The sequence below is a fragment of the Paenibacillus sp. HGH0039 genome (assembly GCF_000411255.1).
Taxonomy (GTDB): domain Bacteria; phylum Bacillota; class Bacilli; order Paenibacillales; family NBRC-103111; genus Paenibacillus_F.
The window spans coordinates 1,849,608-1,864,203 of record NZ_KE150412.1 but is presented as its reverse complement, the minus strand read 5'-3'; the positions used below and the strand labels follow the sequence as shown (position 1 = coordinate 1,864,203).

Here is a 14,596-nt window from a genome sequence, read left to right as displayed (position 1 = left end):
AAAGCACGACAGGAAAGCCGGCTTTTTCTTGCCGGTTGTCTGGCCGTTTTTGTCCGGGTGAGCACAGCACCGTGTATTTGCAGGTCCATCAGATCAGTACGTCTTGGAACCGGGACATAGCAGCTAGTCTTAACGATTTGTCAAAACAGCGTATCAAAGAAAGGAGGCCTTCGCATGGACCATTCCCGGAACGACGCGGAAGCCGCAAGCCTTGCCAACCCATCGGCTTCCAAAGCCTCCAAAGACGGCTACTGGAAAAAAGTATCCGGAAGACAGCTTCCCGCCTTCTTTTCGGAAATCCGGGAAGAAGCGGGCACCGCGCTTCCGTGCGTGTTCGTGTGCATCGGCACCGACCGCTCGACCGGAGACGCGCTCGGTCCGCTCGTCGGCTCCATGCTGGCCGAAGCCGGCTACAGCGTCATCGGCACCCTGGAGCATCCCTGCGATGCGAGCAATCTTGTGCAGCGCCTGGCGGAAATTCCGGCGGGAGCTCCGGTCGTCGGCATCGACGCGTGTCTGGGACAGCCATCTTCCGTCGGGCTGTACCAGGTGTCGAACCGGCCGATCTTCCCGGGCAAGTCGCTCGGCAAGAACCTTCCGCTCGTCGGCGACTACACCGTCGCCGCGATCGTGAACGCCGACGGCCCCCGGCAGTACGCCGTCTTGCAGACGACCTCGTTGAACCGGGTGATCGGCATGGCGAGGGAAATCGCCGCTGCCGTTCAAGCGGCGTTCCCCCCGGTCCGCGCATAGGCCGTCTGTTCGGCGGCGGATCGCTGCGCGAACTCCCGCACCCGCGAGGCGCGGCACACCGTGGCCCTGCCTAAGCGGCGGCTGTGCGGAACTTTGCGCGCCCGCCCGGTGTGCCCGGCGGAACGACAGCCGCTTCCCGGGAACCTGCAGTGTGGAGTCTCCGGCGCGAGACCGCTTAAGTATGCTTTTATTATACATTTGCTTCCGCTATGTTGCGAAGCCTGCGTCCCTGAGTCCGCCCGATGAAACACGCGGACAACCAGCCGCAGGCTTGTATGCTTTTGTAAACTTTTTAACCCGCACACACGAATAAAACAGGGAGATGAACCATACACATGAGAAACGGATTTGGCGGAGGACTGGGCGAACGAAACGGGGGAAGAATGCCCAAAGCGACCCTCAAAGAAGTATCCCTGCGCCGCATTTTGGGACTGTTCCGGCCTTACCGGGGTCAATTGACTGTAATCGTCCTGCTGGCTCTCGGAGGAGCCGTACTCGGCCTCGTTCCTCCGCTCGTTATGAAAGAAATCATTGACACCGCCATCCCGCAGCAGAGCTTCCGGCTCCTTGTCGTCTTCGCCGTTCTGCTTGTCGCTTTGCCGCTGCTCAGCGGCATGCTCGGAGTGGCGCAGAATCACTTGAACACCAAAGTCGCCCAGGGCGTCATGCGGGACCTGCGGATGACCCTTTTCCGCAATCTCCAGCGGCAGTCCATGTCCTTCTTTACCGCAGCCCGGGCCGGCGAAGTGGTCCAGAGGCTGACGGAAGACATCCAGGCGGTCCAGACTGTCGTCACCAGCCTCGTCGTGTCGTCGATTACCCAGATCGTCATCGTCATCACGACCGTCGGCATCCTCTTCGCCCTCGACTGGCACCTGGCCATCGTGGCGCTCATCATCCTGCCCGCCTTCATTTTGCCGGTACGCAAAGTCTCCGGCGTCCGCAAGCGCCTGCGCGGAGAAACGCAAAAAGTCCGCGCCGATATGTCGGCGCAGCTCGGTGAGATTTTCGGCGTCTCCGGCGCTATGCTCACCCGGATTTTCACGCGCGAGAAAGAGCAGGAAGAGCGGTTCGGCGGAATGAACCAGCAGGTTATGGATCTGGAGCTCCGTCTCAATCTGATCGGCCGCTGGTATATGATGTTTCTCGGGGTGCTGGGCCCGCTCGGCACCGCGGTCATATATATGTACGGAGGCTACTCCGTCATTCAGGGAAGTATGAGCATAGGCGGTATCGTGGCCTTCGCGGCCTATCTCGGACGGCTGTACAGTCCTGTCGGGACCCTGCTTAATCTGCATGTGGAGGTGGCGACCGCGCTAGGCGTCTTCCAGCGTATTTTCGATTATCAGGATATGAAGGCCGAAGTGGAGGAGGCGGAAGGGGCAGCCGAGCTCCCTCCGGTGCGCGGAAGCATAGCGGTGCGCGATGTTTCATTTGCCTACTCACCGGGTAATACGGTTCTATCCGATATTTCCTTCCACGCGGAAGCGGGTGAAGTTGTCGCACTGGTCGGTCCCAGCGGAGCGGGCAAATCGACCCTTATCAGTCTGATGGCAAGGCTCCATGATCCGACGGAGGGCACCGTAGAGATAGACGGATTCGATGTGAAAAAGGTTAGTCTGTCGTCGCTCCGCCGTCAGATTGCCTACGTTACGCAGGAATCGTTCCTCTTTCACGCGACCGTGCGGGAAAACCTGCTCTTCGCCAAAGAAGACGCTACGGAAGAAGATCTTGTCCATGCTTGCCGCCAAGCGTATATTTACGACTTTGTGCAGTCTCTGCCGCAGGGATTCGACACCATGGTCGGAGAACGCGGACACCGGCTTTCGGGCGGTGAAAGGCAGCGTCTGGCAATCGCCAGAGCCCTGCTCAAAAATCCGCGCATCCTGATTCTGGACGAAGCGACTTCCCACCTGGATTCGGAATCCGAAGCGTTCGTTCAGGCTGCCTTGGAGCAGCTGATGAAAGACCGGACGACGTTGGTCATTGCGCACCGCCTCTCGACGATTCTCCATGCGGACCGCATCCTGGTTCTGCAGAAAGGAAGGATCGTGGAGTCCGGCACCCACAAGGAAATGATGGAAGTTGACGGTCTCTACGCACGTCTGTACCGGACGCAGTTTCGCGGACAGACAAATGACACGATGGCCCCTTGAATCTAAACAAAGAACACCGATGGTTCCAATCGGATATTTCGGAGTACGGCGGGAGATGCGCACTGTAACGAATTCAAAGGAGGAATTTCCAATGAAGGAGTTCAGTAAGACGCTGGCAACGATGACGAGGCCCTTTTCATTTGTTCACAAGACGTTAAGCGAGTTTGGTTTCGTACGTCCTCGTACCCACGAAAACCAACTATATGTTACCACCTTTGCGGATTCCATTACGCAGCGTGTCTATACACTGGCCATACCCACCCGGCTTCTGGAGAACGGGCATACGGAAGTGTATCTCGGCCACACCCGTTTCGAAACGGAAGAGCTGCCGCCTTCCCGTGTCGTCGAAGCGGCCATTTGCCGGATGAAAGAGCTTGCCGATTATTTGAACCAGCCCAACAAACGCCCTCATACCGTCGAGACGGCAAGCAACGGGTACATGGCGACGGATTCTTACGATATCCGCAGGCTGGGCAACGAAATGAAAAAAATGAAAACCAACAGCGAGTTGAAGCAAACCGGACTGATTCCCGATCCCATTCAGTAGCTCTCATAGAAAGGGTCAGGAGGCCCCGCTGCGGCGCGGGTCTTTTCGGGTTCCGCTTTTTCTTTTTCCGGCGGCTTCGGCTCCGCTGTTCTCATATACGAACAAAAGGAGTGTTGACGATGACACCGATTCATCATATAAACTACCGGAACGACCATAATGAGGTGTACTGCTGCCTGAGAAATAAAGTCGTGGAGCTGGATGACCGGCAGAAGAACGATTTCTGCAGCGGCTGCCAGATGTTTGCAGGCTTTGCGGGAGGCAAAGGTGTGGAATGCGAGTGGGAGGACATGAGGGAAGTGCCGAACCCGATGCAGGTGCTCGACCCCATGAAGGAGTTTATCAGCAACCAGATCCGCAAGATCGAGCTGGACGATCCGACCGTTATGGCGCATGGAAATTAAACCCTATAAAGTGTGTATGCCGACAAGGTATATACACTTTTTTTATTTTTTTCGCCATAAATACCCAGTTCATTCCTTATAAATTTGTATGTTTATGCAACAATTATGCATGATTTACGTCTGAAAAGAAGTAAGTCACTTTCATCACATACAGAAGGGAAAGAACAGCATGAACAATGGAATGAAAAAAGGACTGGCCGTTCTGGCCGTATCCATGGCTATGACCACGGGGGCAGCATACGCTTCGCCGGCTGTCGTAACGAAAACGGACAACCTTGTCCCGATCAGCGCGGAAGTGTCGCAGTCCGTACAAGTGACCGTTAACAATCAGGTTCTGGATGCCGAAGGATATGTGAAAGCGGGAGCCAAGGAAGCGATGATTCCTCTTCGCGCCGTGGCCGAAGCGATCGGCATGGAACTGAAATGGAACCAGGAGGATTACTCCGTCGAACTGTCCAAAGACCGCATCTGGACGCTCGTAAAAACCGGTGAAGACCGTTATGTGCTGAACAAAATGTACAAGCCGCTCGGCACCGCTCCAGAGCTGGTAGACAGCAAGCTGTACGTGCCGGTTTCGTTTGCCAGCGAAATTCTTCATGGAACGGTAACGGCGCAGGGCAAGTCCGTTTCCATTTCTTTTGACGAAAAGAAGGAGAACGTGATGACAAAAGGCGTTGTAACGTCCATCCGCAATGCGGACGGCTATAAAGCCGTTCAAATTCAGGGCTTCGGTACGGCCGGACTCGTTCTCAACGTGGGCGACGACACTGTATTTGCCACTGACAAGGGAGACAAGCTTACGTTCGATCAGCTTGCGCTCGGTCAAATCGTCGAAGCGGAGCACTCCATGGTTATGACAATGAGTCTGCCGCCTCAAACGCCTACATACAAGATCACCGTGTCCGGTTACTCGGCGGATGCCGAGAAGCTGCTCGGAACCTCCGGTACCGTGGAAGAAGTGCGCACGGGCGATGACGGCAGCCAAAGCTTGACCATCAAAGGTCAAGGGCTCACCGAGCAGTCCCAGAGCGAAATAGTGCTGCGTCTTTCCGATGCGACGGAAGTCATCGATAAAGAAGGCGTCAAAGCCGACAAAAAAGCGCTCGTTAAAGGCGCGAAAGTCATCGGCTTCTACAACGGCGCCATGACGAAAAGCCTGCCTCCTATCGGCGGAGCGGTGAAGATCGTCGTTGACGTCGAGCCGGAAGCTGCTGCAGCCCAAGCGGAGTAAGAGAAGTTTGGCGGACTCCGGCTGCGCAAGGGCCGTTGAAACGGTCGGCCCATCGGCATTAAGAAAGGCAGTTCCCGTTCCAAAACGGGGGCTGCCTTTTTTATATTCAGGTATAATCTTTCTTTTTTTATTTATGAAAAGGAATTATTTTTTAAAAATAATTGAAAATATTTCCTGATTCTGGTATCTATAGGATAAGACTATCCTTCCAAGTTTACTGGGTTAACCGCTAACGCCGTTTAAAACTTAGCTTGTTTCATAAACTACGCAAGGGGGAGGCTCCGCTGATGACAATCGCGATCTATACAGATGACCCGGATATGGCCCACGTGCTTTCTTATTTTTTTAACGAAACGGTTTGTTCCGTTCACGCGAGATCTGAACTCGGCGGCCTCCCGGGACCGGGCAGCGGGCAGGCGATATTGGCTGTGGGCAGCCCGGATGAGAAAGACTGGTTCCGGCTTAAACGTTCCGTCAAACAGGGAACAACGACCTACTTGATGATCCGTGAACCTATGACCCCGCTGGAAACGGTCTATGCCAAAGAAATCGGCGTGAGAGAAATATTGATGGACCCCGTTGCCCGTCTTAAAAGCAAGGCCGCCGAAACGCCGGATAAGCTGATCTCTGTCCTGGTCTGCCCGGGACTGTACGAAGCGGCGGCCGGTTCCGAGCTGGTCTACATAGGGGAAGGGACCTACTTTCATCCGAAACAGTTCTGTATCAAATACGGCAGTACAAGGACCGAGCTTTCGGAGAAAGAGGCGGCGCTGCTTTCGTTCTTTGTGGAGAACGAAGGGATTGTCGTGACCAAGCACACCATTGCGGAAAAGCTCTGGGGCGGGTACATCCAGCCGGACGGAATCTGCAAGGTGATCGCCCGAATGAAGAACAAGCTGGGGCCCGCCCGTGAGTTGATTTCCTCCCGGCAGCTGGGCGGATTTATGTATGTCAAAGAGCGAGAGACAGCGGAGTACGCCGTTACCCGGCTCCTAAAATAAACCCCCTGTCCCGCTTGTGTACGGGATAGGGGGTGGTGTCGGCCGACGCCGGCTGTTCGCCTCGGATACGGCTATTATTTTAAATACGCGGATTTAATATAGTAGAACTCATAATCCGAAGCCGAGAAGTTGGCAAAGGATGCTTTAAGTCTGTCATTGGTGTGAGCGCTGAACTGCATCGTGACCGTATCGTTGGCTACCACGAACATAACGTGCGAGTAGTTTAAGGCGCTGATGAAGCCGCCTGCGGGAGTCGTCGCTTTGGTGGTCTTGTAGAAATAGCCTTTCGTATCCACCATATACTGCTTCAAACCGTTGGAGATGTTACGGCCCGTGTTCACCCAGGCGAGGCTTTCCGGTTTCCATGTGCTGTCCGTCGGGATGCCGCCGGCATAGATCGATTGAGAAACGTAGTTGGCGCAGTCGACACCGCCGTTTTCGGTATGTTTGGCATAGTTCGGGTTCCATTTGCTCGTGTCGTAGCCGGACGCGTTCGTTGTGTTCGAGGTCCATTTGTTGGCATAATCCCTCGCGGCAATCCTGTCGTAGGTGACGGCGGCAAGCGGCTGGACCAGCGAAGCTTCTGCCGGGCTCTTGACGAGGAAGTTTTTGTTGGTCGTTACGGCTTCCGTAACAAACTCTTCGCCGTTTTCGATCATGCTGGACTCATTGGAAGGAATAAAATAATCCGCGGGAATCCAGTCGACCAGTCCGTTAAGAAATTCCAGATTGGCGTTCTTGAGGTCCGGGCTGCCGTTCACGATAGGAGCCGTAATCCGGAACGAATCGTTCTGGTCCGTGGAAGTCCCGATATATTCCTGCAGATCTTTCATCCGGTCGTTGACGACCTGCTCCGCATCCGTGGAGCTTGCGTCTTTGCGCAGCTTCAAGACGTTAAGCTTGCTTTTCAATCCTTTCACGTAGGGCAGCTCATCGACCGATTTCGCTTTGAGCGTTTTATTCAAGGAAATGTTCACGCGGGCCGTCAACCGGTTGTCTTTAACCGAGTAATCCGAAGTGGATAATTGGATGGAGTTAATTGTGTAGTAGGGGTTATAAGCTTTCTTGACAAAATTTTCGACTTCCTTTTGAACGGCCTTCTGATAAAGGTCGTCTTTGACGCCTCCGGGGGACGTCTGGGCAAATGCCGAAGTCGTCGTAAAAGCGGAAATCAACAGCAGAGAAGTGACCATTTTTTTAAGCTTCATAAATAAATTCCCTCCTAAAATTAGTGGATTTAATGGCGGCATGTTCCGTCAGAAAAATAAAGCGCTTTCGGTTTTGTGCGTTTTGTATGTTCTGTACGTTCACCTCCGCTTCGGAAACCTCGGTAAATCCTTTACACTCTAAAAGATATACCGGGCGGAGTATCCGGGATATAGCCAGAACGGGGATACCGGACCGGCATTACGGGGACAAACCGGGGGCATACCGCGTACATGGCTCCGGTTTCCGGATAGAAAAAAAGGCAGCTCCCGCCCTCGAACGGGAACTGCCTTTGGATGAATCTGCGCCGCGCGGTGAACACAGCCGCAGGCTACTTGCTCTTGTCCGGATCTTCCGGCCGGTCGGGCTTACGGAGGGAATCCTCATCCGTAAGAGGGGTGCGGCCGGTTCCGGACTCGGAAGCGGGAGCCGCCTCGGAGCGGGAATGCTCGGGCTCCAGCGCCGGGTCAGCCCCGGAGCCGCCGTGAGTCCGGGCGTCTGCGGGGGCACCCGGGTCCGCCGAAGGCCCGGGAGCGGTGGCCGCGTCCTGCGCCGTCGCATCGGCCGCGGGGCCGTCGCTTCCGGCTGCCGTCAGCTCGGCCGCTCTCGCTTCGGCGGCACGCGCCTCCGCGGCCTGCTCTGCGGCTGCCGCTTTCTTTTTCTTGCCGCGGAGGAACCGCCACAAGGCAGCGAGGCCGGCGACAAGAATGACGCCGAACTTTTTCAGGAAGACGAGCAGCAGTCCGATCAGTCCGACCTTTTTGGCGACCGCAAGACCCGCGCCCCCGAGGATCAGGCCCGACAGACCGTACTCGGCCAGCTTGTCCGTTTTGGAGTTGTACTCTTCGTAACGTTCTCCGGCCTTCACCTGCAGCTTCGGCAGGATGGAGGAGGTCAGCACCTTACGGTCCGCAGCGAGATTTTTCGGGTCGGTCACGAGAACGACGGAAATCACGCCCTTCCGGGTAAGTACGTTGACGTTATAGTTGACGAATTTTTCGTTATTGGAATCGTGTCCCAGCAGGGACCAGGAAAGGCTATGTATGTCGTTGTCGTAAAAGGGCTTCACATCCCAGCCGTCGACGAACAGGCGGTTGGATACATCTCTTTTTTTATTCGATTCTTCCGTTCCGGTCTTGTAACTTTCAAGGAGCTCGTTCGCATCGATTTTGTCTTTCTCGTCATCTTTGACGTGACCGGTGTCCTCGTATTCGAAAATAACCGCCCAGTTTTGATTTTCATCCTTCGGGAAAACGGAACCGATTTCACGGTTATTCACGTGGGAATCGTTTTGCTGCTCAAACTTTTTGGTATCGGTATCATTCAGAAACACAAAATTTTTGTCCAGATCCAGCTCGGCGATTTGACCGAGTCCCACTTTTTTCGGACCTTCCACCCAGTTCAAGGTTTCTTCAGCCGAGGCCGGAGCCGTCCACAAAGAGACACAGAGGGCTGCGCCGGTTAGTAAGGTAATTAACTTCGGAAGCTTCAAAATTTTCTCTCCTTTGTTTTTAAATAGTTATTTATTAAATATCGCTTATTATATATCGTATTAATTATTTTACAAGACAAATAATGGTTATAATCTCTGTTTATTTGTTTCTCCGCTCTCAATGGTCTACACTATACATAAGGTTTCGTACTCTAATTAAGAAATGAGGATGTCCAAGATGTACATTGCCGTAAATACCATTGAAGTTCCCAATCCTCCGCAAATGGTCGAAATGTTCCGCAAGCAGGCGCCTAACATGAAAGAACTCCAAGGCTTTCTCGGATTGGAAGTCTGGACCGACGAACAGGCGATTAAAGTGATCACGAAGTGGGAAAATAAAGAAGCGTTCGAGGCGTATACCCAAAGCGAGGTTTTCAAACGTTCACACGGCGGCCATGGAGGCCAGGAGATGAAACCGAAAGCGCGTCTTTCGTATTTCGAAGGCGAGACGCTCATCTAGGGAAAGCTTCCGAAACTTTAACGTACATTCATTCGTTTATAGGATAACGGCCCCGCTTCGGGGCTGTTTATATTTGTAGAGGCGCCGTTTGCTTAATTCCGCGTTTAAAGGGATGAGAAATCGCCGATTGGTAAAATCTACGTGTGCTAACCCGTTTTTACGTTTTTAAATCAGGAGTGCTGCTTAATGAAAAAAACTGCCATAATAGCCGGCGCGTCGGGACTGGTAGGCAGAGAGTTGATCTCTGTCCTTATCGCCGATCCCGGTTACGAGAAAATTATCGTCTTGGTCCGCACGCGAATCGAGGGACGGGACAGTGAAAGCAAGTTTCATCAAATCGTGACGGATTGGAACCCGGAGCAGTTGGAGCAAGATTTACGCGGAGAATTGAAGCAGGCGGATGTGTTTTGCGCGCTGGGCACCACGATTAAGAAAGCCGGGACACAGGAACAGTTCCGCGAGGTCGATTATGAATACCCGATGATTCTGGGCAACCTGGCGAAGAAGTACGGGGCCCGCCAATTTCTTGTCGTTTCCGCCATGGGAGCGAAGCGGGATTCGAAATTTTTTTACAGCCGGGTCAAAGGAGATCTGGAACACGGTTTATCCAAATTGGGACTTCGTACATTGCGAATATTCAGACCTTCCCTCCTGCTGGGAGACAGAGAGGAATTCCGTTTCGGCGAGAAAGCGGGAGCCGTAGCCGCGAAAGCTTTCTCTTTCCTGATGGCGGGGGGTCTTCGTAAATATAGGCCGATACCGGCTCAGCGGGTCGCTGCGGGAATGGCGGAGGCCGCCAAGCAGAAACCGGAAAGTATCCGCATCTACGAATCGCATCAGATTTAACGCGAAAGAGCCTGACAGTTCACGATTGAACTGTCAGGCTCTGTTTGTTTGTTTGCTTGCATGCTGCACGTAAGGCCGTCGTCAGGACATGATCAGCGTCCATAACTGTTTGCCGATCAGCACCGTGGTCATGATCAGAAAAAGCGGCTTGACGAAGGAAGCTCCTTTGCGGATGGCAAAACGGGTTCCCACAAGCGCGCCTCCGATCATGGCGATCCCCATCGGAATCCCGTATGCGAGACTTACGGAATCCACCAGGAAGAAGGTGACCAGCGCACCGATATTGCTGGCGAAGTTAAGCACTTTCGAATTGGCGGATGCTCCCACGAAATCAAAACCGAGCAGCAGAAACAGGAAAATAAGGAACGAGCCCGTTCCGGGGCCGAAGAAGCCGTCGTAAAAGCCGATAACGAAAGCTCCGGCCGCCAGCCAGAACCTGCTCCGGGACGTAAGGCCGCTGAAGGTGGACGCCGCTCCCCAATTTTTTTTGAGCAAAGTGTAGACCGTCACGGCAATGAGCAGCACCACGACCAACGGTTTAAGAAACTCGGACGGTATCCGGTGTACCAGCAGCGCGCCGAGCATCGAACCGACCAGGGACAGCGGAAAAAGCGCCGCGGCCAGCCGAAAATGGATTTTTCCGGAAAGCAGGAACGAAGTCATGCTAGTCAGCGAGCACATCGTTCCCGCCAGCTTGTTGGTTCCGAGAACGAGCGCCGGCGGAAGGCCCGTAAACAGCAGGGCCGGAACAGTAATAAGACCGCCCCCGCCGACAACCGAATCCACGAAAGCGGCCAAAAACCCGGTCACAATCAGAAAAAGCAGCATTTCCCAGCTTAAAGCTTCCATTGCGTAAAGCCACCGTCCTCCAACCCGTGATTCCTTTTCCCAATTGTACATCGGAAGAAGGAAGGAGGACAGATGAAATTGCGAGACCGCTTATTTCGTTTTGGAACCGGAAGGTTTGCTTACTCCGCTGGTTGATCCGCGCAGTTTCAGAAGCTCCGATACCGTGACGAAATGATAACCCCGCTTAGACAGCTCCGGCAGAATTTTACGTATCGCATCGACCGTATTCATAGAGCCCAGGACATGATCGTGGAACAGGACAATATCACCCTCGCGGGCATTATTCAGCACCTTGTTCACGACCCGGTTCACACCGGGAGCTTTCCAGTCTTCCGTGTCCTGGTGCCAGGACCATAGAATAGGCAGACACCCTTCCGCCAGAGAGACATGAACGAGCCTTTCATGGTAATAGCCGCCCGGCGGGCGGAACAGGACGGGTGCCGTTCCGTTGATGGATTTGATCACCTTCTGCGTCGCCGCGATCTCGCTGCGGATGCTTTCCGTGGACCGGTTGTTGGTCAGAAAAGGGTGGCTGTACGTATGATTGCCGATCTCATGCCCCTCGGCCGTCTCTCGTTTGATCAGTTCGGGAAACCTCTCGGCTCTTTTTCCGACTACGAAAAACGTGGCTTTCGCCCCGTACTTTTTCAGCTCGTCCAAAATTTGCACCGTCTGTACCGGGTCCGGCCCGTCGTCGAACGTCAGTGCAATCACTTTGCCTGCGGACGGGACCTCCCAGACGATTTCTCCGCGCTGTTCGTAATAATCTCGATCCCGGGGTTTGGCGGCAGTGGCGTGCGGATCTTTCTCCGCCGGTATCGAAGCCGCTGAAGCGGTTGAACGGTGCGGCAGCCCGTTCACGGCTTCCGCTCGGGGGGCGGAAACGGTTAACCCGCTTGAGACGTGAGACCCGCCGGATGCGAGCGCGGGAGCGGGGGCCAGGGTGAAGAAGACGCAAATGGCGCAGGCCGCAGCCGTCCGCCGTAAGGGGAGGGCCTTGACAGACCCGGAAATCTTGATCATGCTGACTGATCCTCCTGTCGGTTTGCATATCGGATAAGGGTTAGCCTGCCCTTACATCTCCATTTCATCCGGCCTCCCGGAGGCTGTTCAGCAAAAAAAGCCGGTTCCGCAAGCGCGGTCCGGCGTTCATTCTTATCCCCCGTAAGCGCTGCGGAACGCTTTGGACAGCGTATCGGCGTTCACGTCCCACAGGACGGCTATCTCGGGAGCGACATGTTCCTCCCACCAGTCCGCCTGGACTTTGCGGTTATCCGAATGCTCCACGATGAACGCGATGTGCTGGGCTACTTTCCGGGTATATATCTTCTCCGCTTCCTCGATTTTTTCCGGGGAGATATACATTTTCAGCCGTTTGACGGTTCGGTAAAGCTCGCGGCTGCACGAACGGCGTATTCCCCTGGCGCTCGGAATTTGCGGCTTGTGCTTCTCGTTGGTTTTATTCTTCAACCGGATCGCCTCCTTACTCTGTTTCAGTGTATGCGGCTGACCTGCCGGAAGTGAGGAGGAAAGGAAGGGGAAAGAAGCCGGAAGAGCGAAGGGAAGACGGAATAAACGGAAAAATATTGGAGGTGACGGGGCCGGGAAACGATGCAAGAAACAATAAAAAAGGAAGCCTGAGGCTTCCTGTCAGTCGATGACATTGATATAGGCGATCATCGGGCCGCTGTGGGCGATATCCGTGTGAGTCATGCAGATGAGCCGGTAGGTTCCCGTTTTTTCCGCTTTGAAGTTGACGACCGTTTCTTTGCCTTTTTTTACTTCGCCTTTGATGTTCAGACCTTCGATAATAAAAGGATGGCTCGCTCCGTTGACTCCGTAAATGCTGAGCCGGATATTCTCGCCTTTGCGCACGACAATCGTGCCGGGGTCCCAGCGGTAAGCTTCGATTTCTTTGCCGTTATCCAGCTTCGTGGAAAATTCTCCGGTAACGAGCTGGATCGTCCGTTCCGAAGCCGTGGCCGGCTCCGCCGCCGTAGACAAGATTTGCGGATTCCGGAAAAACAGGACTGCCGCGAACGCTACGCAAAGAAACCCGAGAAACATGACGAAGTGATATTTTTTGAGTACAAAAGATTTGAACATGAACCTTCCCCCCAGACCAGTTTGTACACTATATGCACGGGCTTGTCAGCTCATGATGAAAATAACCGGACAAGTAAAAGTTGTCCGCGGGGTCCGTCAGTTTCATCCGTTTGGTTCGGCTTTTACGCTTCCTTCCGGATGAGCAGGGTTCTTTGCCGGTCCGAGCGGATAGGAGACATTTCTTTATCGGCTCCCCGCGAAAGGGCTTCATCGTCTCCTTTACACGGCCCGGCCGCATTGTTAAGTGGTTGACGGCCTTTCTCTATGGTAGAATAGGGGAGATTCTATTAGAAGAAAGCGCGGGAAGACCCGCGAATCGACAATCATGCTGGGGAAAGTAGGTTGGAGATGGGAGAGTTTATTCATTCGCTTTTGGTATTTTTTGAAGGCCTCGGGTACTGGGGGGTCATGCTCGGACTGATGATCGAGGTTATTCCGAGTGAAATCGTACTTTCGTATGCGGGCTATCTGGTAGCCAAAGGCGAGATCGGTTTTGCAGGCGCCGTCTTTTTCGGCACCGTGGGTGGCGTCATCGCCCAGATTTTCGTCTACTGGGTCGGCCGTTACGGCGGACGTCCTATTTTGGAAAGGTACGGCAAATACATATTCATCAATAAGCATCACATCGACGTTGCGGAGACCTGGTTCAACAAATACGGAACAGGCGTTATTTTTACGGCCCGTTTCATACCGGTCGTCCGGCATGCGATCTCGGTACCGGCGGGGCTTGCCAAAATGCCTCTGGGACTGTTTACGTTCTATACGACGTTGGCGGTTATTCCGTGGTCCATGCTGTTCGTCTATCTCGGGATGACCCTGAAAGACAATTGGGAGAGCATCGACGACATTGCAGGCAAATACACAGTTCCGATTCTAATCGCAGCTATCGGTCTTATGATCATTTATCTGGTAGCCAAAAAAATGCGGGCAAAGCGTAAATAACGCAGTTTGCCGCCAAAGAAGGGATGGATTTTATGAGCACCAACTTATCCGCCGTCATCGGCAAAGGCTTAACGCCGCAGCAGTTCATCGACAGCATGCAGCGCAACCAGGAAGCGTTTCTTGACTGGTACGGGAAGTTTCAGTGGGAGACAGAGGACGACCGGGAATTTTTCGAATCCCTGAACAACCGTGACGACCTGCGCTGCGTCATCATCGCGGCCGAGTGGTGCGGCGACGTCGTGCGTAACATCCCGGTCGTATTCAAGGCGCTGGAAAACAGCGGAATACCGGTAGAAGTCCTCATTATGGAAGAACATACCGATGTTATGGACCAGTTCCTGACTTTCGGCGGACGCTCCATTCCGGTCGTTATTATCACGGATACGGGCGGCCACGTGCTTGGCAAATGGGGTCCCCGTCCTGAACGGGTACAGGCTGTCATGAAAGCCTTCAAAGAAGGAAATCCGGACCGCGAAGCGCCCGATTACAACGATAAAATACAGGCGGTACGCGCGGAAATGCTCCGCCAGTACGGCGAAGGTGTCGGCTACCAGTCCGTCATCGTAAGCGAGCTCCGCGAGCTGCTTTCCACGTTCTGACAGG

General features: G+C 54.0%; 16 protein-coding genes. 10 read left to right on the top strand and 6 right to left on the bottom strand.

The annotated features are described in order from the left end of the window. Window positions 1–174: 174 nt before the first annotated feature. The 6 genes from yyaC (at window position 175) to HMPREF1207_RS08220 (ending at window position 6,092) form a co-directional block, all read left to right on the top strand. Window positions 175–753: a spore protease YyaC gene (gene yyaC, locus HMPREF1207_RS08245; RefSeq protein WP_009673291.1), complete on the top strand. Its 579-nt coding sequence runs from the start codon at window positions 175–177 to the stop codon at window positions 751–753. Between the two features lie 335 nt (window positions 754–1,088). Beyond that, complete coding sequence (locus tag HMPREF1207_RS08240; protein WP_009673280.1) at window positions 1,089–2,909, top strand: ABC transporter ATP-binding protein; 1,821 nt, start codon at window positions 1,089–1,091, stop codon at window positions 2,907–2,909. Between the two features lie 91 nt (window positions 2,910–3,000). Continuing rightward, a complete protein-coding gene (locus tag HMPREF1207_RS08235) occupies window positions 3,001–3,456 on the top strand; it encodes a hypothetical protein (RefSeq protein WP_009673267.1) in 456 nt (151 codons plus the stop codon). A 119-nt stretch (window positions 3,457–3,575) separates the two neighbouring features. Further along, a complete protein-coding gene (locus HMPREF1207_RS08230) occupies window positions 3,576–3,860 on the top strand; it encodes a hypothetical protein (protein ID WP_009673272.1) in 285 nt (94 codons plus the stop codon). Window positions 3,861–4,029: 169 nt separating this feature from the next. Next, a complete protein-coding gene (locus tag HMPREF1207_RS08225) occupies window positions 4,030–5,091 on the top strand; it encodes a copper amine oxidase N-terminal domain-containing protein (protein ID WP_009673281.1) in 1,062 nt (353 codons plus the stop codon). A gap of 287 nt (window positions 5,092–5,378) precedes the next feature. Beyond that, entirely contained in the window at window positions 5,379–6,092 is a 714-nt protein-coding gene (locus HMPREF1207_RS08220; protein ID WP_009673290.1) for a winged helix-turn-helix domain-containing protein, read from the top strand. Window positions 6,093–6,166: 74 nt separating this feature from the next. Here the strand turns inward: HMPREF1207_RS08220 and HMPREF1207_RS08215 are convergent, their stop codons facing one another. Both HMPREF1207_RS08215 and HMPREF1207_RS08210 read right to left on the bottom strand, forming a co-directional pair. After that, window positions 6,167–7,300, bottom strand: coding sequence for an amidase domain-containing protein (locus HMPREF1207_RS08215; RefSeq protein WP_009673256.1), 1,134 nt, complete (start codon window positions 7,298–7,300; stop codon window positions 6,167–6,169). 329 nt (window positions 7,301–7,629) lie between these two features. Further along, window positions 7,630–8,790, bottom strand: a complete 1,161-nt coding sequence (locus tag HMPREF1207_RS08210) for a DUF2167 domain-containing protein (RefSeq protein ID WP_016423573.1) — start codon at window positions 8,788–8,790, stop codon at window positions 7,630–7,632. Between the two features lie 178 nt (window positions 8,791–8,968). Between HMPREF1207_RS08210 and HMPREF1207_RS08205 the strand changes: the two genes are divergently transcribed. Together HMPREF1207_RS08205 and HMPREF1207_RS08200 are read left to right on the top strand one after the other, a co-directional pair. Further along, entirely contained in the window at window positions 8,969–9,250 is a 282-nt protein-coding gene (locus HMPREF1207_RS08205; protein WP_009673274.1) for an antibiotic biosynthesis monooxygenase family protein, read from the top strand. Between the two features lie 186 nt (window positions 9,251–9,436). Then, entirely contained in the window at window positions 9,437–10,096 is a 660-nt protein-coding gene (locus tag HMPREF1207_RS08200; RefSeq protein ID WP_009673262.1) for an NAD(P)H-binding protein, read from the top strand. Between the two features lie 81 nt (window positions 10,097–10,177). Here the strand turns inward: HMPREF1207_RS08200 and HMPREF1207_RS08195 are convergent, their stop codons facing one another. The 4 genes from HMPREF1207_RS08195 to HMPREF1207_RS08180 all read right to left on the bottom strand — a co-directional run bounded on the left by HMPREF1207_RS08195 (window position 10,178) and on the right by HMPREF1207_RS08180 (window position 13,051). After that, window positions 10,178–10,945 carry a TSUP family transporter gene (locus HMPREF1207_RS08195; RefSeq protein ID WP_009673261.1) on the bottom strand — a complete coding sequence of 256 codons (768 nt, stop codon included), beginning with the start codon at window positions 10,943–10,945 and terminating at the stop codon, window positions 10,178–10,180. Between the two features lie 90 nt (window positions 10,946–11,035). After that, window positions 11,036–11,968 (bottom strand): polysaccharide deacetylase family protein, encoded by a 933-nt coding sequence (locus HMPREF1207_RS08190; protein WP_009673278.1) that lies wholly within the window; start codon window positions 11,966–11,968, stop codon window positions 11,036–11,038. A 132-nt stretch (window positions 11,969–12,100) separates the two neighbouring features. After that, a complete protein-coding gene (locus tag HMPREF1207_RS08185; protein WP_009673285.1) occupies window positions 12,101–12,415 on the bottom strand; it encodes a hypothetical protein in 315 nt (104 codons plus the stop codon). A 180-nt stretch (window positions 12,416–12,595) separates the two neighbouring features. Beyond that, entirely contained in the window at window positions 12,596–13,051 is a 456-nt protein-coding gene (locus HMPREF1207_RS08180; RefSeq protein WP_009673286.1) for a cupredoxin domain-containing protein, read from the bottom strand. A 348-nt stretch (window positions 13,052–13,399) separates the two neighbouring features. On the opposite strand from HMPREF1207_RS08180, the gene HMPREF1207_RS08175 reads away from it, so the two are divergent. Both HMPREF1207_RS08175 and HMPREF1207_RS08170 read left to right on the top strand, forming a co-directional pair. After that, complete coding sequence (locus HMPREF1207_RS08175; protein WP_016423572.1) at window positions 13,400–13,993, top strand: DedA family protein; 594 nt, start codon at window positions 13,400–13,402, stop codon at window positions 13,991–13,993. Between the two features lie 32 nt (window positions 13,994–14,025). Beyond that, window positions 14,026–14,592, top strand: coding sequence for a thioredoxin family protein (locus HMPREF1207_RS08170; RefSeq protein ID WP_009671385.1), 567 nt, complete (start codon window positions 14,026–14,028; stop codon window positions 14,590–14,592). Window positions 14,593–14,596: the final 4 nt, after the last annotated feature.